At 63.8% G+C, this 18,622-nt stretch carries 19 protein-coding genes; 4 read left to right on the forward strand and 15 right to left on the reverse strand.

Annotated elements, in window-relative coordinates; all coding sequences use genetic code 11:
- Window positions 1–357: 357 nt before the first annotated feature.
- A complete protein-coding gene (gene carB / locus EN861_RS30625) occupies window positions 358–3,861 on the forward strand; it encodes a carbamoyl-phosphate synthase large subunit (protein WP_127278035.1) in 3,504 nt (1,167 codons plus the stop codon).
- A gap of 95 nt (window positions 3,862–3,956) precedes the next feature.
- Here carB and EN861_RS30630 read toward each other — a convergent pair whose 3' ends face one another.
- From EN861_RS30630 to EN861_RS30660, 6 genes are all read right to left on the reverse strand, one after another.
- On the reverse strand, window positions 3,957–4,997 hold the full coding sequence (locus EN861_RS30630) for a branched-chain amino acid ABC transporter substrate-binding protein (protein ID WP_189343779.1): 1,041 nt from the start codon (window positions 4,995–4,997) through the stop codon (window positions 3,957–3,959).
- Between the two features lie 223 nt (window positions 4,998–5,220).
- The gene (locus tag EN861_RS30635) at window positions 5,221–5,613 is read right to left on the reverse strand and encodes a RidA family protein (RefSeq protein WP_127278037.1); all 393 of its coding nucleotides are present in this window, start codon (window positions 5,611–5,613) and stop codon (window positions 5,221–5,223) included.
- A 287-nt stretch (window positions 5,614–5,900) separates the two neighbouring features.
- Complete coding sequence (locus EN861_RS30640) at window positions 5,901–6,362, reverse strand: cupin domain-containing protein (protein ID WP_127278038.1); 462 nt, start codon at window positions 6,360–6,362, stop codon at window positions 5,901–5,903.
- Between the two features lie 352 nt (window positions 6,363–6,714).
- Entirely contained in the window at window positions 6,715–7,260 is a 546-nt protein-coding gene (locus EN861_RS30650) for a DUF4142 domain-containing protein (RefSeq protein WP_135867424.1), read from the reverse strand.
- Window positions 7,261–7,362: 102 nt separating this feature from the next.
- Window positions 7,363–8,361 carry a YihY/virulence factor BrkB family protein gene (locus EN861_RS30655; RefSeq protein ID WP_135867425.1) on the reverse strand — a complete coding sequence of 333 codons (999 nt, stop codon included), beginning with the start codon at window positions 8,359–8,361 and terminating at the stop codon, window positions 7,363–7,365.
- 103 nt (window positions 8,362–8,464) lie between these two features.
- Window positions 8,465–9,208 carry a DUF899 family protein gene (locus EN861_RS30660; protein WP_135867426.1) on the reverse strand — a complete coding sequence of 248 codons (744 nt, stop codon included), beginning with the start codon at window positions 9,206–9,208 and terminating at the stop codon, window positions 8,465–8,467.
- 155 nt (window positions 9,209–9,363) lie between these two features.
- Here EN861_RS30660 and EN861_RS30665 point away from each other — a divergent pair, with 155 nt between their 5' ends.
- Complete coding sequence (locus EN861_RS30665; protein ID WP_135867427.1) at window positions 9,364–9,702, forward strand: hypothetical protein; 339 nt, start codon at window positions 9,364–9,366, stop codon at window positions 9,700–9,702.
- A 16-nt stretch (window positions 9,703–9,718) separates the two neighbouring features.
- On the opposite strand, the gene EN861_RS30670 is transcribed toward EN861_RS30665, so the two are convergent.
- The 5 genes from EN861_RS30670 to EN861_RS30690 all read right to left on the reverse strand — a co-directional run bounded on the left by EN861_RS30670 (window position 9,719) and on the right by EN861_RS30690 (window position 14,362).
- Window positions 9,719–10,543: a carbohydrate ABC transporter permease gene (locus tag EN861_RS30670; RefSeq protein ID WP_135867428.1), complete on the reverse strand. Its 825-nt coding sequence runs from the start codon at window positions 10,541–10,543 to the stop codon at window positions 9,719–9,721.
- 1 nt (window position 10,544) lies between these two features.
- A complete protein-coding gene (locus EN861_RS30675; RefSeq protein WP_135867505.1) occupies window positions 10,545–11,459 on the reverse strand; it encodes a sugar ABC transporter permease in 915 nt (304 codons plus the stop codon).
- Window positions 11,460–11,506: 47 nt separating this feature from the next.
- Window positions 11,507–12,775, reverse strand: a complete 1,269-nt coding sequence (locus tag EN861_RS30680) for an ABC transporter substrate-binding protein (RefSeq protein ID WP_135867429.1) — start codon at window positions 12,773–12,775, stop codon at window positions 11,507–11,509.
- 154 nt (window positions 12,776–12,929) lie between these two features.
- Window positions 12,930–13,418, reverse strand: a complete 489-nt coding sequence (locus tag EN861_RS30685) for a GNAT family N-acetyltransferase (protein WP_135867430.1) — start codon at window positions 13,416–13,418, stop codon at window positions 12,930–12,932.
- A 5-nt stretch (window positions 13,419–13,423) separates the two neighbouring features.
- The gene (locus tag EN861_RS30690; RefSeq protein ID WP_135867431.1) at window positions 13,424–14,362 is read right to left on the reverse strand and encodes a lytic transglycosylase domain-containing protein; all 939 of its coding nucleotides are present in this window, start codon (window positions 14,360–14,362) and stop codon (window positions 13,424–13,426) included.
- A gap of 182 nt (window positions 14,363–14,544) precedes the next feature.
- On the opposite strand from EN861_RS30690, the gene EN861_RS30695 reads away from it, so the two are divergent.
- Window positions 14,545–15,114, forward strand: a complete 570-nt coding sequence (locus EN861_RS30695; RefSeq protein ID WP_135867432.1) for a methylated-DNA--[protein]-cysteine S-methyltransferase — start codon at window positions 14,545–14,547, stop codon at window positions 15,112–15,114.
- A gap of 11 nt (window positions 15,115–15,125) precedes the next feature.
- Here EN861_RS30695 and EN861_RS30700 read toward each other — a convergent pair whose 3' ends face one another.
- Complete coding sequence (locus tag EN861_RS30700) at window positions 15,126–15,452, reverse strand: hypothetical protein (protein WP_135867433.1); 327 nt, start codon at window positions 15,450–15,452, stop codon at window positions 15,126–15,128.
- Window positions 15,453–15,728: 276 nt separating this feature from the next.
- On the opposite strand from EN861_RS30700, the gene EN861_RS30705 reads away from it, so the two are divergent.
- A complete protein-coding gene (locus EN861_RS30705; protein ID WP_015316174.1) occupies window positions 15,729–15,941 on the forward strand; it encodes a cold-shock protein in 213 nt (70 codons plus the stop codon).
- Between the two features lie 224 nt (window positions 15,942–16,165).
- Here the strand turns inward: EN861_RS30705 and EN861_RS30710 are convergent, their stop codons facing one another.
- The 3 genes from EN861_RS30710 to EN861_RS30720 form a co-directional block, all read right to left on the reverse strand.
- The gene (locus EN861_RS30710) at window positions 16,166–16,774 is read right to left on the reverse strand and encodes a glutathione S-transferase family protein (protein ID WP_135867434.1); all 609 of its coding nucleotides are present in this window, start codon (window positions 16,772–16,774) and stop codon (window positions 16,166–16,168) included.
- Between the two features lie 83 nt (window positions 16,775–16,857).
- On the reverse strand, window positions 16,858–17,712 hold the full coding sequence (locus EN861_RS30715) for an EAL domain-containing protein (RefSeq protein ID WP_135867435.1): 855 nt from the start codon (window positions 17,710–17,712) through the stop codon (window positions 16,858–16,860).
- Entirely contained in the window at window positions 17,709–18,605 is an 897-nt protein-coding gene (locus EN861_RS30720; protein ID WP_135867436.1) for an EAL domain-containing protein, read from the reverse strand. The genes EN861_RS30715 and EN861_RS30720 overlap by 4 nt, the downstream gene beginning before the upstream one ends.
- Window positions 18,606–18,622 lie beyond the last annotated feature (17 nt).

Here is an 18,622-nt window from a genome sequence, read left to right on the forward strand (position 1 = left end):
GACGTATGAAGCTCGTCCGCCGCAGCGCCGCGCCAACCAAACCGCTTGGCGCTGCGGCGGATGCATAGGGGGAGAACTGTTACCTATGTATCCGGTTCAATCTGTTACCCATCTATCGGCTGGACACCGGCAGGCAGGTGAGGGGCAGCGCAAACGCCCCGCAAGGTACCAATTCAAACCCAACGCCTTTGCCCCGGCCGTAAAACCCCACACAAACCCGCATTTTCGGGGTTACATCGGGCAAAACTCTTCCCTATAAGGCCCTCCTAGCCTGATACCAGAATCGCGAGCACAACCGGCCGGGTCTTCCCGTCCCGGTTTTTTGTGCAAGCCCGCTGCCGAACGGAATTCACAGACATGCCCAGACGCACCGACATCAAGTCGATCCTGATCATCGGGGCCGGCCCCATCGTCATCGGCCAGGCCTGCGAGTTCGATTATTCCGGCACCCAGGCCTGCAAGGCGCTGAAGGAAGAAGGCTTCCGCGTCATCCTGGTCAATTCCAATCCGGCCACCATCATGACCGACCCGGAACTGGCCGACGCCACCTATATCGAGCCGATCACCCCCGAGGTCGTGGCCAAGATCATCGCCAAGGAACGGCCCGACGCGCTGCTGCCGACCATGGGCGGCCAGACCGCGCTCAACACCGCGCTGTCGCTGCGCCGCATGGGCGTGCTCGAGCGCTACAATGTCGAGATGATCGGCGCCGACGCCCATGCCATCGACAAGGCCGAGGACCGCGCTCTGTTTCGCGAGGCGATGAAGACGATCGGGCTCGAAACGCCGAAGTCGATGCTGGCCAACGCCACCGACGTCAAGAACGCCGACCGCAAGACGCACGAAGCCGAGCGCGCCGCGCTGAAGGCCGAAAAGCCCGACAATCTCGACGCCGCGCTCGATGCGCTGGAAACCCGCTGGAACCTCGGCGAAGGCGACCGCAAGCAGCGCTACATCAGCCATGGCATGGCGATCGCCGCCCAGGCGCTCGACCATGTCGGCCTTCCCGCCATCATCCGCCCCTCCTTCACCATGGGCGGCACCGGCGGCGGCATCGCCTACAACAGGGCCGAATTCTACGACATCGTCCAGTCCGGCCTCGATGCCTCGCCGACCACCGAAGTGCTGATCGAGGAAAGCGTGCTCGGCTGGAAGGAGTATGAGATGGAGGTCGTCCGCGACAGAGCGGACAATTGCATCATCGTCTGCTCGATCGAGAACATCGACCCGATGGGCGTGCATACGGGCGATTCCATCACCGTCGCCCCTGCCCTCACGCTCACTGACAAAGAATACCAGATGATGCGCAACGCCTCGATCGCGGTGCTGCGCGAGATCGGCGTCGAGACCGGCGGCTCCAACGTGCAGTTCGCCGTCAACCCGGCCGATGGCCGCCTCGTCGTCATCGAGATGAACCCGCGCGTCTCGCGCTCGTCCGCGCTTGCCTCCAAGGCGACCGGTTTCCCGATCGCCAAGATCGCCGCCAAGCTCGCCGTCGGCTACACGCTGGACGAGTTGGAGAACGACATCACCGGCGGCGCGACGCCGGCTTCGTTCGAGCCGTCGATCGATTATGTCGTGACGAAGATCCCGCGCTTTGCCTTCGAAAAGTTCCCCGGCGCAGAGCCGGTGCTGACCACCGCCATGAAGTCGGTCGGCGAAGTCATGGCCATCGGCCGCACTTTCCAGGAATCGCTGCAGAAGGCGCTGCGCGGACTGGAAACCGGCCTCACCGGCCTCGACGAGATCGAGATCCCCGGCCTCGGCCACGGCGCCGTGGCGGCCAACCACGCCGACGACCGCAACGCCATCCGCGCCGCATTGGGCACCCCGACGCCGGACCGGCTGCGCATGGTGGCGCAGGCGATCCGCATGGGCACCTCGCTGGAAGACGTGCACGCCATGTGCAAGATCGACCCGTGGTTCCTCGAACAGATCGCCGGCATTCTCGCCATGGAGGCCCGCATCCGCGAGCACGGCATTCCTGAGGACGCCGTCAATCTGCGCATGCTGAAAGCCATGGGCTTCTCCGACGCCCGCCTCGCGTCGCTGACGAAGACCGACGCCGAAGTCGTTCAGAAGATTCGTGAAAAGCTCGACGTTCATCCGGTTTATAAGCGCATCGACACTTGCGCCGCCGAGTTCGCCTCGCCGACCGCCTACATGTATTCGACCTATGAAGTGCCTTTCGCCGGCGCGCTCGCCAACGAGGCGCAGGTCTCTGCGCGCAAGAAGGTCGTCATCCTCGGCGGCGGGCCGAACCGCATCGGCCAGGGCATCGAGTTCGACTATTGCTGCTGCCACGCGGCCTTCGCGCTGCGCGACGCCGGCTATGAAGCGATCATGATCAACTGCAACCCCGAAACCGTCTCGACCGACTACGACACTTCGGACCGGCTCTATTTCGAGCCGCTCACGGCGGAGGACGTGCTGGAGATCCTGCGCGCCGAGCAGGCCTCGGGCGAACTGATCGGCGTCATCGTCCAGTTCGGCGGCCAGACGCCGCTGAAGCTGGCGGATGCGCTGGAGAAGGCGGGCATCCCGATCCTCGGCACCTCGCCCGACATGATCGATCTGGCCGAAGACCGGGACCGTTTCCAGAAACTCCTGCACAAGCTCAACCTCAGTCAGCCGAAGAACGGCATCGCCTATTCGGTCGAGCAGGCCCGCACCGTCGCCGGCGAGCTCGGCTTCCCCCTGGTGGTGCGCCCCTCCTATGTGCTTGGCGGCCGCGCCATGCAGATCATCTACAACGAAGGCATGCTGCAGACCTATCTGCTCGACACCGTGCCCGGCCTGGTGCCGGAGGATATCAAGCAGAAATACCCCAACGACAAGACCGGCCAGATCAACACGCTGCTCGGCAAGAACCCGCTGCTGTTCGACACCTATCTCTCGGGTGCCATCGAGGTCGACGTCGACTGTCTCTGCGACGGCAAGGCGACCTTCGTGTCGGGCATTCTCGAACACATCGAGGAAGCCGGCATCCATTCCGGCGACTCGGCGTGCTCGCTCCCCGTTCACTCGCTGCCTTCGGAATTGGTTGACGAGCTGGAGCGCCAGACGGCGGCGCTCGCCCGCGCGCTCAATGTCGGCGGGCTGATGAACGTGCAGTACGCGATCAAGGACGGCACGGTCTATGTGCTGGAGGTCAACCCGCGGGCATCGCGCACCGTGCCCTTCGTCGCCAAGACCATCGGCCGGCCCATCGCCAAGATCGCCGCCCGCATCATGGCCGGCGAGACGCTGGAAGACGCCTTCTCCCATTACGGCGCCATGCCCGACCCCAGGAATCCCGGCCACATCGCGGTCAAGGAAGCCGTCTTCCCCTTCGCCCGCTTCCCCGGCGTCGACATATTGCTCGGCCCGGAAATGCGCTCGACCGGCGAGGTCATGGGCCTCGACCGCGACTTCGCGCTCGCCTTCGCCAAGAGCCAGCTCGGCGCCGGCGTCGACCTGCCGCGCTCCGGCACGCTGTTCGTCTCGGTGCGCGACGAGGACAAGAAAGGCATATTGCCGGCGGTCAAGCGCCTGGCCGGCCTCGGCTTCAAGGTGCTGGCCACCTCGGGCACCGCCCGCTTCCTCGCCGAAAACGGCGTGGTCGCCGAAAAGATCAACAAGGTGCTCGAAGGCCGCCCCCACATCGAGGACGCCATCCGCAACCGCCAGGTCCAGATCGTCTTCAACACCACGGACGGCCAGAAGGCGGTGTCGGACTCGAAGTCGCTACGCAGGGCAACGCTGATGCAGAAGGTGCCGTATTACACGACGCTGTCGGGCGCAGCGGCCGTGGCGGAGGCGATCGCGGCGTTGAAGGCTGGGAGCCTGGAGGTCAGGCCGCTGCAGGAGTATTTTGCTTAGGCGATTAGCTCTCTTCTCCCCGTTCACGGGGAGAAGGTGCCGGCAGGCGGATGAGGGGCAGCGCTCACATCTCAAGTTGGGACTGCCAAGCGGCCCTATTTCATCGGCTCCAACGACAGGCCACCGTTCGCCTGTTTCGTCCAGACATACATCGCCACATCAGGCTGGCGCCGATCGCCTTTCGCGTCGAACGTCAGATCGCCCAATACGGTCGAAATCGGCTTGCCTGATTTTATGGCGGCGGCGACGAGCCTCGGCGCTTGGACTCCTGCCATCTCGATACCTCCGGCGATGACCTGGACGGCGGCATAGGACTTCAACGTATAAGCCTCGGGCTCGAACCCCTGAGAGCGAAAACGCGCAACCACATCCTTTGCAGCTGGATTGGACCGGTCCTCGGGGGAAAACACGATCAGGGTCCCCTGAACAGCCGGCCCGGCCAAGCCAGTCAGACCCTTGACCATGGCTCCGTCACCGGAGATGAATTGCAGGTGCATATCAGCCTCGTCACTTTGACGAATAAGCCGACCCAACTGGTCCCCCAACCCGGCAAAGAACGCAACGTCGATCTTCGCGGCTTTCATTTTGCCGATCAGGTCTCCAAAATTGGTCTGATCATATCTAACCTTGATAGCCAGCTTTTCAGGATGCCCCTTTGCTCGCAGCGCCTTCCGGGCCTTGTTCGCCAAGCCGTCTCCATAGGGCGTACCATCACTTACGATGGCCAGATTCCGAGCTGCGAAATGATCCGCCATGTATTCGCCGGCAAACGTCCCTTGAACATCGTCACGCCCCGCTGTGCGAACAACATTCCAGAGCTTGAATTCGGTAAGCCCGGGATTTGTGGATGCTGGACTGACCATCAAAGTATTGTTCTTGGCGTAAATTTGCGAAGCTGGAATTGAAGACCCTGAATTGTAGTGGCCAACAACAAAGCGAACTCTGTCCCTAGCAAATGCCTTGGCAATGCCGATGGCGGTATCCGGGGTGCCCTGATCATCAAGGACGACAAGCGCTATCTTGCATCCCCCAATCCCACCTTTGGCATTGATGTCGTCTGCTGCGAGTTGAGCGCCACGGCGCATTTCCTCGCCGTAAACGGCCCAATCTCCCGTCATGGGGCCGGCCACGGCCATGGGAATATCAGGGCAAGCCGCGGCCGCTGATTGAGGAGCCGTTGACGCCGCCAACAGGCCCAAGGCCAATATTGTAAAAAGCCGAGGAAGCCCAAGCCAAAAACTACGCATTTCCGCCCCAGAAAGGTATTTAGAAAGTAGCCTTCCAAAAGAGAAAGATAACATGCGCTTTCAGCAAATTGAAGGTCTCCGCCGCAGCGAACGGAATCTTGTAGTGCGCCCCTCACCCCACCGCCACGCACTCAATCTCGATATCGAACTCCATCGGCCATGACGCCACCGGCACGAAACTCCGTGCCGGCGGGTTCTCGCTGAAATACCGGGCATACACCCTGTTTATCACGTTGTAGAAGCCGGAATTGACGGCGTAGATGCGCACCATCACGACATTCTCCAGCGAGGTGCCGGCCGCTTCCAGGCAGTGTTTCAGCGCTTTCAGCGACGCCTCGGTCTGGACCTCGATGTCGCCGCGCACCATCTCGCCGGTCACCATGTCCACCGGCGGCGTCGCCGAGATGAACACGAAGCCGTTGGCCTTCACCGCCGTCGAACAAGGCAGGCCGAGTGAGCGTACCTTGTCCGACATGACGGGTACTTCGATGACTTGTTTCTTCATGGGTGTGCTCCCTGGGGTTTCGCGGGGAGCTTAGCGCGGCGACGACGGAACGCCAGCGCCGTTCTTCCTTCTCCCCTTGTGGGAGAAGGTGGATCGGCGCGAAGCGCCGAGACGGATGAGGGGTGCGTGAAGGAACGAGACGTTGCTGGTTTCGTCCGTTTTCACCCTGCCCGGCATGAACGTGGCGCCAAGCCGGAACACCCCTCATCCGTCTTGCCGCTTCGCGGCAATCCACCTTCTCCCACAAGGGGAGAAGGAAGGCCCGCGTCGCGCGCCGCCCCCGGGGTTCACCCCTGCCCCGGATACGGCGTTCCATCATTGTGCAAAAACCGCCCATCGGAACTCGGGCTCATCATGTCGATGTCGCAGGTGATGACGTCGTCCGGATTGCGCGAGCCGACCTCGAGGTAAACAGCCGTCGTCGCCGAGCGGTTGATCATATGGTGGCCGTTGCCGCTGTTTTTGGCGAAGGCAGCACTGTCGCCGGCCCTGAGCAGCGTCTCGCCGCCATCCTCGACCAGCACCAGTTCGCCCTCCAGCACATAGACGAGCTCGTCCTCATGGCTGTGCCAGTGGCGCTGGCTCGACCGGCCGCCTGGCGGCAAGGTCATCAGGTTGACGCCGAAATCGGTGAGCCCGCCGGCATCGCCGAGGCGCCGGCGCGTGCAGGTCGCGCAAGGGGCGTCGAAGGGCGCGGGGTAGCCGGAGCCTTTGCGGACGGGCACGGATGCGAGATCGATCTTGGGCATGGGGTGCTCCCGAGGGTGATGCCGGGCAGTTTAATTCATGGCGGGTGGGGGCACAGGGCTAGGTTGGGTGTGGGGTTTGCCAGGGGCTAGAGCGCCTGACACCCCCACCTTCGTCATCCTAGGGCGAAGCAGCCGCGGAGCGGCGTCGCGGAGACCCTAGGATCCATGCCGCGACATCAATCGAGGACGCAGCGGAACAGAATCCCGCACTGTAGCAACGCTTTGAAGTCCCGGCATGGATCCTCGGGTCTGCGCCGCGTCGCTGCGCTCCTTGCTCCGCCCGTGGATGACGAAATGAAGGGGGCTCCACCAGCCGGAAGGATGGCCTGCACTCGAACAACTCGCCCAGCCGCTAATGCACCGCCGCCACATCCCTCAGATGCATCTCGTGCATCTTCAGCACCTCCAGCGTCTTCTTGGCGAATTCCTTCAACGCCGGGTCGTCGCCGGAGCGGGCGTAGGTGGAAAACAGCGCCACAGCCTGCTTGTGCGCTTCGGTCTGCAAGGCGATGTACCTGGCCTGGAAGGCCTCGCCATCCAGCGTCTTGAGCTGGTCGAGCATTGCCTGGTCTGCCGGCAACAGCGGCGGGCCTTCGGGCTTGATGGATGCCGTGGTCTGGCTCTTTTCCAGCGCCGCCTTGAAATCCTGGCCGGCCTTGGTGTGGTCCTTGACCATCAACGCGGCGAAATCGGCGACATCAGCCGCGACGCCCTTTTTCTGCGCCAGCTTGCTGCTTTCGATCTCGAAGCGGCTGGCGCTGACCACCGTCTTGGTGAAGGTGTCGGTGTCGACCTTGGTCTCCGACACCGCCGGCAAGGTGCTGGCCGCCTGCTGTGAAAAGGCTGAAGGCGTTCCGGCCAGAAGGGCCAGCATGACAATGGCGAGATGCGGTTTCATCGAAACGCTCCGTGAAGGTGTCCTCGCAGACCCAACGCGGCAGATGCGGTGAGGTTGCCAGCCGCGTCCCTTCTCCTCGCGCGAGGAGCAGCGGCTCTCTCCCTACGGGCGACGAGGCCCCAGCAGAAAGGCTGTCATCGTTGCGCTCACGCACGCCACCGCCAACAACGCAACGGCGCCCGAAGAGCTGGGCCTTCGGCGCATTGAAACAAGATTTTGCGGAGCGGGAGCATTTTGAACCCACCCGTCCAGGTCGGACCTGCTCCCATGGCGAACGGAATAGGCGCGGGTCAACTCCGCGCCGAGCAGAAAGATTTCCGATGAATAATAGACCCAGAGCAGTATGACGAGCAGCCCTCCGGCCGCACCGTATGACGATGCGATCGCACTCGTGCCGATATACCAACCGATAAGCGACTTCCCCAATGTGAACAGAGCGGCGGTCACGACAGCACCGATCGCGACATCCCGCCACTCCAAGGCACGGTCCGGCAGGACCTTGTAGATCGCCGCAAACATCACGGAGATCAGGGAAAAGGAAATCAACGTGTTGATCGCGCTCAGAACAAATTCGCCGAACGGCAAATGAGCGCTGATCACATTGCCCAGGGCGGAGATCGCCGCACTCGCCACCAAGGACACCAGCAACATAAAGCCGAGGGCGGCGACCAGGCCGAGACTTGCCGCACGCGCCCGCAAGAGACGCGACAGCGAACTCCCTTTCGCTTCAACCTTCCATATTGCATTGAGGGCCTGCTGCATCTCGCCAAACACCGCGGAGGCGGTGACGAGCAAAGTGGCCACGCCGATGATGGCCGCCAGGGTCCCCGATGATTTGCTGGATGCCCCTTCGAGCGCTGCCTGAAGGAGCGCCGCACTTTCCGAACCCATCAGCCCCGATATCTGGGCAGATAAAGCCAACTGCGCCGCGTCATGGCCAAATGCGATGCCAGCTATCGCGACGACAATTATCAGAACCGGCGCCAGCGACGTGGCGGCATAAAAGGCCATCGCCGCGCCATGACTAAGCGCATTGTCGTCGACAAAGCCAACCGCGCTTTCTCGCACCAGGTCCCATACGTTTTTGAGTGTGGGTCGCACTTCGAATCCGTGAAAGGGGTCGCAAACCGTCTCCTATCAATGCAGCGGGTCTTCCGATGTTCCGGCCGACTTTAGCGAGAGTTTCAGCGAGGGCGCGCCTGCCTCAGTGGCAGCACGCCTTGCCATATTGCAGCTGCTCGTTCCAGTCCGGCCGGCCTTGCGGGGTAAAGTCCATCAGGTTCCACAGGATCTCGCAGGTGCCGATGGCGCGCGGGTCCTGGCCGGGCTCGGTCGGTGCAAAACCAAGCTCCGACGACCAGAAATGCCTGATGCCGTCACCATCCCTGTGAAACACCGACAGCAGCGGGATCTGCGCACCGTCGGCCGACTCGGCGTTGTAATCGCGCTTGAAGCTGTTGTTGGCCGAAGACACCAGCCGCATGTTGCGCCAGCCGCGATCGCTGCCCAGCGTGACCAGGTTTTCCAGCGCCGTCTTGGCCACGACGGCGAAGTTGAAGCCGGCCGCTTCGAGATGGCCGACCGCGCCGTCGAACTGGTCGAGCAGCGCGGTGCAGGACGGGCACGGCTGGTCGGGCCGCGCGAGCTTCGCCGTGCCGCCGCTGGTCGCCACGTCGCGCGTCTCTTGCGGGTGGCGCGGAAACATCATCTGGTAGAGGATCAGCGTGTCCTTGCCGGGCGCGAACAGCTCCGACAGTTTTATCCGCGTCGGCTTGCCGGCGATATCCAGCCCCTCGAACACATAATCCTTCGGCACCAGCCCGCCCGGCGGCAAGGTGCGCCGCGCCTCGGCCACGGCTTCCATGGCGCGGCGCAGCTCGATTTCCTTCTTCAGCAGCTTTTCGCGCGCGGTGCGGTATTTGGCGGATTCGTTGGGAAAGGTGATCATGATCTGCTCCTTGGTTCCGCGTGCCGGCGTCCCGGCAGGGTGCTCTACCCCCTAAGGACGCGACACGCCGGCCGGTTCCGACATTTTGCATCGGAACCGCTCCGGCTTTGCGACATTGCCTTCATCGGCTACAGCTTCCAGCACAGGGGGACGAAATGAGCGAGACCGACGAGATCGACCTGCGCTGTCCGCAAGTGGTGGCCGACAACGCCGCCAAGGGCTTGCGGCTGGGCAAGCAATTCGGGCGCGGCGGCACCGAGATCGGCATCGCGCGGGCCACCGAACTGAAGAACCGCGAGAAGCTGGCGCCGTCCACCATCCGCCGCATGGTCAGCTACTTTGCCCGCCACGAGATCGACAAGCGCGGCAAGAACTACGGCAATGAGGACAACCCCTCCGCCGGATACATCGCCTGGCTGCTGTGGGGCGGCGACGAGGGCCGCGCCTGGGCGCTGGAGCTCAAGCAGAAGATCGGCAACGCGCCGGATATCTGAGCGCAAGGTCCGCGCTTCACCCTTTCACCCCGCCGGCGGTGAGGCCGGAGACGATCTTGCGCTGGAAGATCAGCACCAGCACCACCAGCGGCACCGTGACGATCACCGAGGCGGCCATGATGTTGCCCCACGGGATTTCGAACTGCGAATTGCCCGAGAGCAGCGCGATCGCCACCGGCACCGTCCGCCGTGCATCGTTGGAGGTGAAGGTCAGGGCAAACAGGAACTCGTTCCACGCGCCGATGAAGGCCAGCAGTCCGGTGGTCGCCAGCGCCGGCCACATCAGCGGCAGGAAGATGCGGGTGATGATGATCCATGGCGTCGCGCCATCGAGGATCGCCGCCTCCTCGACCTCGACCGGCAGGTCGCGGACAAAGGCGGTGAGCACCCAGACGGTGAACGGCAAGGTGAAGATCATGTAGGAGAAGATCAGCGCGAAGAGCGAATTGTAGAGGCCGAACATCCGCACCAGTTCGAACAGCCCGGCCAGCACCGCCACTTGCGGAAACATCGAGACCGACAGGATGGCGAACAGCAATGCCGAGCGGCCGCGAAAACGGACACGCGCCAGTGCGTAAGCCGCGGTGACGCCAAGGAACAGCGAGAGTGCCACCACCGCGCCCGAGACGACCAGCGAATTCAGGAGATTGAGCATGAAGGCACCCTCGGCCAGCACGTTGCGATAATTGTCGAGGCTGGGTGCCTTCGGCCACGGATCGGCCTGGAACAGTTCGGTCCCCGATTTCAGGCTGGTGACGATGGCATAGTAGAACGGGAACACCGCGATGAGCACGATTGCCCCGACCAGCAGATAGAAGCCCGTGCGCTTCAGGAGCCACATCTCAGCGGCCTCCTTCCAGGCTTATCCGGCCGACGCGGATGGTGAGGATGGTGAGCAAGGCGAGGACGAGGAAGAGCAGGGTCGAGGCGGCCGAGCCATAGGCGAACTTGTCGAACTCGAACAGGTTCTCGCGGGCGAATACCGACATCGACTTGGTGTGCGCATTGTTGGGCGTCAGCACATAGATCAGGTCGAAGATGCGCAGCGCATCGAGCGCCCGGAAGATCACCGCCACCATCACCGCCGGGCGGATCAGCGGCAAGGTCACCCGCCAGAAGATCTGCCAGGGATTGGCGCCGTCGAGCCTGGCGACCTCGATGATCTCGCGCGGCAGCATCTGCAGCGCGGCCAGGATCAGCAGCGCCATGAAGGGCGTCGTCTTCCAGATGTCGACGATCAGCACCGCCGCCATCGCGGTGTCGGCACTGGCTGTCCAGGCGATCTTGGTGTCGATCAGCCCCAGATTGATCAGCACGACATTGATGATGCCGAACTGGTCGTTCAGCATCCACTGCCACATCTTGGCCGACACGATGGTCGGGATCGCCCAGGGGATGAGGATCGCCGCCCTGACGATGCCACGGCCGGGAAATTCGGCGTTGAGCACCAGGGCGACGACCATGCCGAGGATCGTCTCGCAGGTCACCGAAACCACCGCGAACCGCACGGTGTTCCAGACGGCGCCCCACCAGACCGGGTCGAGAAGCAGCCCATCGTAGATGACCTTGCCGCTGGGCATGCGCAGAACCGAGACATAATTGGCGATGCCGACCCATTGGCGGGCGTCGAGATCGGACAGCGAGGCATCGGTGAAGCTGAAATAGACCGTGCGGGCAAGCGGCCAGCCGGCAGCGGCGGCGAGCACCAGAAGCATGGGCGCCAGGAACAGCCACGCCGAGCGCACACGCTGGCGCATCAGCCGCGAGCCCTGGCGCCGGTCGGCGGCATCAGACGGTCGCGCGCTCACCAGCCCTTGCCTTTCAGCCGGGTCAGCGTCGCCTCGAGGTCAGCCAGATTGTCGGCGGCGCTGCCTTCGCCGGACAAGGTCTTGTGGACGGCGTTCCAGAACTGGCTCGACGCCTCGTTGTACTTATTCCTGGTCACCGCCGAGGGCCGCGGCCCGGCATTGAGGAAGACATCCTTCCAGTGCGGAATGATCGGCTGCTGGCTGGCGATGTCGGCGTCGTCATAGAGCGCCTGGATGGTCGGCAGGTTGGCGGTCTTCAGCGTGCGGTATTTCTGCATTGCCGGCGAGGCAATGAACTTGACCAGTTCGATCGCCGCATCCGGGTGCTTGGAATATTTCGAGACCGCGAGGTTCCAGCCGCCGAGCGTCGCCGCCGGGCGGGCGCCCTCGCCCGTGCCCGCCGGCAGCGGCGCGACGTCGAACTTGCCCTTGATCGGCGATCCCTGGCTGTTGCCCAGCGCATAGGCATAGGGCCAGTTGCGCATGAAGACCGCATTGCCGGTCTGCCAGACGCCGCGCGCCTCCTCTTCCTGATAGGCGAGCACACCCGGCGGCGCGATGGTGCCGATCCAGCCCTTGGCCATGTCGAGCGCGGCCGCCGCCTGGGCGTTGTTGATGGAAATCGCGCCATCCGGCTCGACGATATGGCCGCCGCCGTTCGACACGACCCATTCGAACGCGTCGCAGGTCAGCCCCTCATAGGCGTTGCCCTGGAAGACGAAGCCCCAGATATCCCTGTTGCCCGAGGCCCGCTCATTGTCCATCACCAGCCTGGCGGTGTCGCCCAGTTCCTTCCAGGTCGCCGGCACCTTGGCGCCGTATTTGTCGAGCAGATCCTTCCGGTAATAGAGCGCCGGCGCATCGGTGAAGATCGGCAGCGCCACCAGCCTGCCGTCGACGGTCTGCGACTGGATGATCGACGGGAAATGACTGGCCACGACATCCCTGGTCGCTTCAGTCAGGTCGACGAACTGGCTGGCGAGCTGCGGCGCCCAGATGACATCGGTCTGGTAGACGTCGACGTCGCTGTTGCCGGCCGCGAGCCACAGCCTGTACTGGCCGAACTGGTCGGTCCCGGACGACGGCATGGCGACGATGGTGACCTTGTCGCCGCTTACTTTCTCATAGCGGTCGAGGATCTCGCGCAGCACCTTGAGGCCGTTGCCGGTGTCGCCCGACACGATCGACAGCTCGACGGCCCGCGCCGAACCCCCAGCGAGCACGGCAGCGACGCTCAACGCCAGCAATGCGTGGAAAACCTTCATCGGTGGATCTCCTTGGCAGCCGGCGGCGCATAACACCGGCAACCGGTCAGACCCCACCGTTCATTGAATGCGGAGCAGCGCTTTGGGTTCCGAACAGGCCATCACCGGTGGTCGAACAGGCCATGACCGGTGACGGGTGGGTTAACGCCCCCGGTCAGCCTTCCCAGGCGACCGGCCGCATGCCCAGCCGCTCGTAGAGCCGCACGGCGGCCGCGTTCTCGACCGTATTGGTCTTGAGATCGACATGGGCGGCCCCCCGGTCGCGAAAAATGGCGAAGGCGTGCCACATCAGCGCTTCGCCGACACCCTTGCCGCGTGCCTCCGGATGAACGGCAAGGTCCTTGACGAATGCCGAGCTCCAGCACAGTGCGGCCGCGGCCAGCCGGCCCTTGGCATCGATGACGAGGAAACACAGCGCCGGGTCGAATTCGGGATCTTCGGATATGCGTGGCCACCATTCGTCGAAGGGGCCGTCTGTGCCATCGTCGAACACTTCGCCCAGCAACGCATGCAGCGGCAGCGCGTCGCCGCGCTCGAAGCCGCGCATGGCAAAGCCGTCAGGCCAGTGCGGCGCAACCAGCGTCTCGTCGAGGATCTTGCGCAGCCGGATGTCGTTTGGAGCCGGCGGACGCGGTTCGGGCATCGCGCTCAGGCGTCGGGCTGCAGGCGCCCGCGCTTGCGGTCGACACCGAGGCCGGTGGCCTCGAGCAGGCCCTTGCGCTTGGCGTCGAAATAGTAGCCGGTCTGGTAGAGCCAGTCGGCCTTCTTGGCGTTGCCGTTCGACACCAGCCAGGCGCCGCGGAGATATTTGACCGCGTATTTGAGATTGGTCTCGGCGTCGAACAGGCCCTTGGCCGGCCCGTCATAGCCCATGCCGCGCGCCGTCGCGTGCTTGATCTGCATCAGTCCCCAATGGCCGTTATTGTAGGCCTTGGGATTGTAGGTGCTTTCGCGGTTGACGACATGGCGCACCAGATCCACCGGCACCTGGTAGAAGGCGGCGTATTTGACGATCAGCCGGTCGACGTCGCCGCGCATGCCGGTCGCATGCTGTTCTTCCGCCGGCTCGACCGGCGCCGACGGGAACTGCACCAGGGCAGCCGGGTTCTGCGGCACGACATAGGCCACCTGCTGCACGCCGGGCATTTTCTGGCCGCCCTTGGCAACCGCCGGCACGATGAGCCCCGCGGTCGTGTAGGTCCCGGCGACCCCGACCGGCTGGCCGGCCTTGGACGGCGGCGGCGCCTGCCAGGCATTGGCGGTCATCACGGCGGGGACTGCCGGCGTTGTAGGCGTTGCCCCGGCAAAGGCGGCGGTCGCCGCGGCCGGCTGGGCGGCGGGATCGAGTGCCGGGGTGGCCGGGCCGGGGGTCAACTCGGCCGTCTGAACCGGCGTGATTCCAGAGGATTGAGGCAGCACCGAAACCGTGTCCGGCAGCGGCACGGTGAAGCCGGCATCGCTGCCTGCCATGGTCGCGGTTTCGGTCAGGGACGGCGCGGCCTTCATCTGCGAGGTCGAGGTGCAGCCGCTCATGCCGGCTGCCGCGACGATCACACCGATGGCGATAAGGGTTTGTTTTGCTGGCAAGCCGCGCTCGGAGTCCGGTTTGTCGGGTCGTTAAGATTTCCCTTACACCAGCGATTCTTGGGTAGCAATCGGGGCCATCTGGTGGTTTTCGGGTGGCGGGATGCAGGCGGCGATGCCATATTGTTCGTGATATGTACCGGCAGGAATCCCGGATTCCGCCGCTTTGCGGAAAGGAGCGCAGCATGGAAACGACCTCTTCGATCACAGCTGGCCACGCAGTGTTAGAAACAGTGATCGGTTTCATGGGCATCGCCTGGAGCGAAAAGGGCCTGATCCGGCTCTGCCTGCCCGAACGCAGCAGCGAAGCGGTGGAGCGGCGGCTGATGCGCCACGCCGGCGTTTCCGCCTCCACGGCCCAGCCGTCATGGGTGGTCGAGCTGATTGCCTCGATCAAGGCCTATGCCGCGGGCGAGGACGTCGATTTCACCGGCTTTCCCGTCGATCTCGACGGCATCGACGATTTCCGCCTCGCCATCTACGACGCGGCACGAAAACTCGGCTATGGCGAAACCACCACCTATGGCGAACTCGCCAAGCGCGCCGGCCATGCCGGCCTGCCGCGTGAAACCGGTGCCGCCCTTGGCGCCAATCCGGTGCCGCTGGTCATCCCGTGCCACCGCATCCTGGCCGCCGGCGGCAAGATCGGCGGCTTCTCGGCGCCCGGCGGCTCCGTCACCAAGGAAAAGATGCTGGCCATGGAAGGCGTGCGCGTCGGCCCGCCGCCGCCGGCGCAGGTGTCCTTCGGGTTTTGATGTCAGCCGCGCTAATGGCGGCGTATGAAGCGATGCCTGAAACGCTCATTGTCCGGCCGCTTGCAGATATAGACCGGGCAGGACTTGGTGTCGGCGCTGGGCACATAGGCCCGCGTCCTCACCTCGCTCGTGGTGCAGAACTGCTGGCTCTGCACGTAGCGGTCGTAGAGCGGCAGCCCCGGCACCCGTTTCGACTGATAGCGCAGGATGACCGCGCCTTGGCGCGCGATCGTCGACTGGACCTTGCCGCAGCTCATGCGCGTCGGGTCGTAGCGCGAGATCGCCTGCGCCTGGGCGGCCACCAGCGTGAGGCAGGCGGCAAGCAGGATGGTTTTCATGGTCCTCTCCCCCTCGATCCGCCGCCCGGGGACGGCGCGATCTTGCGCCACGGTTTCACCAGATTGGGGCGGCCGTTGGGCGGCCCCCGATCACGGCTTTTTCACGCAGTCTTGTTTTTTGTGCGAAAGCAGCCTATATCAGCCCCATTGATATTTCGGCCGATCGATCCGGGCCTCGCGATCTTCGCGTTTGCTGACGTCTATCTCCAAAATCTCGATGCACACCGGCTGGATTTCGGTCCGGTCATACCAAAGCAAATGTGAAGGACTATTTTTATGGCAACTGGAACGGTCAAGTGGTTCAACGCCACCAAGGGTTTCGGCTTCATCCAGCCTGACAGCGGCGGCGCGGACGTTTTCGTCCACATCTCGGCTGTCGAGCGCGCTGGCCTGTCGACCCTGGTCGAAGGCCAGAAGATCAACTTCGAGATCGAGCAGGACCGCCGCACTGGCAAGTCGTCCGCTGGTTCTCTGAGCAAGGCAGCCTGATTTTGAAAATGGCGCGCGCCGGACGAGAGTTCGGGGCGCGCGGCAAGTCACGGATGTACTGACGGTCGCGCGAGAAGCGCGCCGGAGTGGAAAGACCCGACAAGCTGGAACAGCAGATAGCTGCCAGCCCGGACCGGACGCTCCCGATCAGGCTACCGAAATGGGAAGGCGGGATTTATCCCGCCTTTTTATTTGCCTGGATTTTGAATACTTTCGCCAGTCGCCTACCCCACCCACTCGACCGGCACATGCCCCGGATCCGCCTCCACGCGGCCGAGCCAGGCCACCACCTCGGGATAGGCGTCGAGCTGGAAGCCGCCCTGCTCCGCCGTGTGCGTGTAGGCATAAAGCGCGATGTCGGCGATGCTGAAGGCGCCACCGGCGAAGAAAGCGTTGTTTTCGAGATATGTGTTCATGACGCCGAGCGCCTTGTTGCCGCGCTCCAGCGTCGCCGCCAGCCGCTCGGGCGTCGCGTCCGCGGCCCGTTCGGGAAAAGTCAGCAGCGCCTTGCGCACGGCTATGTAAGGCTCGTGGCTGTACTGCTCGAAGAACAGCCACTGATAGGCGAGCCCGCGCTCGTATCTGTCCGTCGGCAGCAAGCGCGTGCCTTCCGCGAGATAGAGCAGGATGGCGTTGGATTCGGCCAGCCGCCGGCCATCGTCCAGTTCCAGCAGCGGCACCATGGCGTTCGGATTCTTGGCGACGAAATCGGCTTTGCGCGTGTCGCCGGTATGCGAACTCACCTCGACGGTGGTGAACGCGAGGCCGAGCTTGGCCATCAGCAGCCTGGGCTTGTAGCAATTGCCGCTGTCGATCATGCTGTAAAGTATCATTGCCGGTCCCCGGAGCGCTGCTTCTGCGGGCCGATTATCGCAACGGCGGCATCCTCAACCAATGATTTGTTTTGGCGCGACCATCAGCGCCGCTTATGCAACGGCACGACCTTGTTGTCGAAGCCCAGCAGCGCATCGACCGCAAGCGGCTCTTCGTTGAAAATGGTGCCGGCAAGCGCCGGACGCCCGAGAAGAAAACCCTGCAGCAAATCGACCCCACCTTCGAGCGCGACGCGCAGGTGGGTGGGCTGCTCGATTCCCTCGACCAGCACCTTGGCGCCACGGTCGTGCAGGCTGGACACCAGCGGGCGGAAGAAGCGTTCCGCGGCGGCGTGGCGGCAGAATTCCGCGAACCAGCCGCCATCGATCTTGACGATGTCGGGCTGAAGCAGGCTCACCCGCTCCTCGGTCGAATGGCCGGTCCCGAAATCATCGATGGCGATGCGGATGCCGTCGCGCCGCATTTCACGCACCAGCCTGGCCAGCAGCGCATCGTCCGCCGCCTGTTCGGTGATTTCACAGACCAGCATGGCGGGCGCCAGGCCGAGTTCGTCGAGATGCCGGCTCATCAGCCGGATCTCGGCCAGCGCCCGGCCAGCATGGTCGTTGACCAGTGGATTGTAGTTGAAGAACAGGTCGAGCCTATCGACGCCGATATTGTGGAAATTCCTGAGATGCAGCATCCGGCACATGGTTTCGACGAACAGGCGGTCCGAGGCCGCGACGCTGTCGAAGAACATCCGCGGCGACCCCGGGCGGCCGGCCCGGTGCGGCTCGATCAGGCCTTCCACGGCCACCGGGTGCAAGCTGCCGCCGTGCGGGGCGTAGATCGGCTGGTAGGCGCTGCGCAGGCGGAAGTCGCCATGGATGCCATATTCGATGCCGATCTCATCGACGAAGATCGCATCGCCAATGGTGCGCCGGCGCTCGACACTCATGGCACGATCCTGCGCCCGAAAGCCTTTGCCCGCCGCCCCGTGCGCGGCGCAACCGCGGCGGGAGCGGTCGTATGGCTTGCGGCGGGGACAGGTTCGGGACTGCTCATCGCGAAAACACGGAAACTTGTCGGCGCGAGTTCTGGACGGGCCAGCACGTAGCCCTGGACCATCGAGGCGCCCGATCGCTCGGCCAGCTCCAGTTGCCAGCCTTCCTCGATGCCCTCGAACACGGTGCGGATGCCCTGGTCCTCGAAGCTCCTGACCATGGATGTCAGCAGCGCGAAACCAGCGCCCGATTCCATCAGTTGCGTGATCCAGTGCGCATCGAACTTGACGATGTCGGGGCGCAACTCCTTGACGCGGGTGATGTCGGAATCGTCGGCGCCATAGTCGTCGACGGCGATCCGGAAGCCGTTGGCTCTGAGCGCGGTGACGAAGCTGTGCAGGGTCTCCTGCGATTCCGATCTCTGCTCCGTCACCTCGCACACGACGCGGCCCGGATCGATACCGGCTTCGTGCAGGACCAGCCTCATGTCACGCAAGGCGTTGTCGACGATCGATCGCTCGGTGAACACCGAGGGATCGAAATTCACGAAGATCGATGCCTCCTGCGGCAGGCAGGCGCCGGCATTGAGCAGATGCAGTGTCCTGGTCAGCGCTTCGACATGCAGGCGGTCGGCCGCCGGACATGTCGAGAAGAAGGTCATCGGCGATTGCGGCTCGCCGTCGCGAAACGGGCGGATCAGCCCTTCGAACGCGGCGACCGACAGCTTGCCCTCGCTGAAGGCAAAGATCGGCTGGAAGGCGCTTTGCAGCGTATAAATGCCCCAGACACCGCTCGAGGTGCCGTCATCATGACGGATGATATGGGCAAGTCCGATGCTGCGTGACAAGGGTTCCTCGCTCCGCG

It is taken from the genome of Mesorhizobium sp. M8A.F.Ca.ET.218.01.1.1, assembly GCF_004791165.1.
GTDB lineage: Bacteria > Pseudomonadota > Alphaproteobacteria > Rhizobiales > Rhizobiaceae > Mesorhizobium.

What these genes read in the sequence shown, in the direction of transcription:
- EN861_RS30685 (WP_135867430.1), bottom strand. Translation starts at nt 13,418, where the DNA reads ATGCCCGAACCGCGTCCGCCGGCTCCAAACGACATCCGGCTGCGCAAG.
- carB (WP_127278035.1), top strand. Translation starts at nt 358, where the DNA reads ATGCCCAGACGCACCGACATCAAGTCGATCCTGATCATCGGGGCCGGC.
- EN861_RS30700 (WP_135867433.1), bottom strand. Translation starts at nt 15,452, where the DNA reads ATGAAAACCATCCTGCTTGCCGCCTGCCTCACGCTGGTGGCCGCCCAG.
- EN861_RS30680 (WP_135867429.1), bottom strand. Translation starts at nt 12,775, where the DNA reads ATGAAGGTTTTCCACGCATTGCTGGCGTTGAGCGTCGCTGCCGTGCTC.
- EN861_RS30675 (WP_135867505.1), bottom strand. Translation starts at nt 11,459, where the DNA reads ATGCGCCAGCGTGTGCGCTCGGCGTGGCTGTTCCTGGCGCCCATGCTT.
- EN861_RS30660 (WP_135867426.1), bottom strand. Translation starts at nt 9,208, where the DNA reads ATGATCACCTTTCCCAACGAATCCGCCAAATACCGCACCGCGCGCGAA.
- EN861_RS30635 (WP_127278037.1), bottom strand. Translation starts at nt 5,613, where the DNA reads ATGAAGAAACAAGTCATCGAAGTACCCGTCATGTCGGACAAGGTACGC.
- EN861_RS30715 (WP_135867435.1), bottom strand. Translation starts at nt 17,712, where the DNA reads ATGAGTGTCGAGCGCCGGCGCACCATTGGCGATGCGATCTTCGTCGAT.
- EN861_RS30665 (WP_135867427.1), top strand. Translation starts at nt 9,364, where the DNA reads ATGAGCGAGACCGACGAGATCGACCTGCGCTGTCCGCAAGTGGTGGCC.
- EN861_RS30710 (WP_135867434.1), bottom strand. Translation starts at nt 16,774, where the DNA reads ATGATACTTTACAGCATGATCGACAGCGGCAATTGCTACAAGCCCAGG.
- EN861_RS30630 (WP_189343779.1), bottom strand. Translation starts at nt 4,997, where the DNA reads ATGGCCGTGGCCGGCCCCATGACGGGAGATTGGGCCGTTTACGGCGAG.
- EN861_RS30705 (WP_015316174.1), top strand. Translation starts at nt 15,729, where the DNA reads ATGGCAACTGGAACGGTCAAGTGGTTCAACGCCACCAAGGGTTTCGGC.
- EN861_RS30640 (WP_127278038.1), bottom strand. Translation starts at nt 6,362, where the DNA reads ATGCCCAAGATCGATCTCGCATCCGTGCCCGTCCGCAAAGGCTCCGGC.
- EN861_RS30650 (WP_135867424.1), bottom strand. Translation starts at nt 7,260, where the DNA reads ATGAAACCGCATCTCGCCATTGTCATGCTGGCCCTTCTGGCCGGAACG.
- EN861_RS30670 (WP_135867428.1), bottom strand. Translation starts at nt 10,543, where the DNA reads ATGTGGCTCCTGAAGCGCACGGGCTTCTATCTGCTGGTCGGGGCAATC.
- EN861_RS30695 (WP_135867432.1), top strand. Translation starts at nt 14,545, where the DNA reads ATGGAAACGACCTCTTCGATCACAGCTGGCCACGCAGTGTTAGAAACA.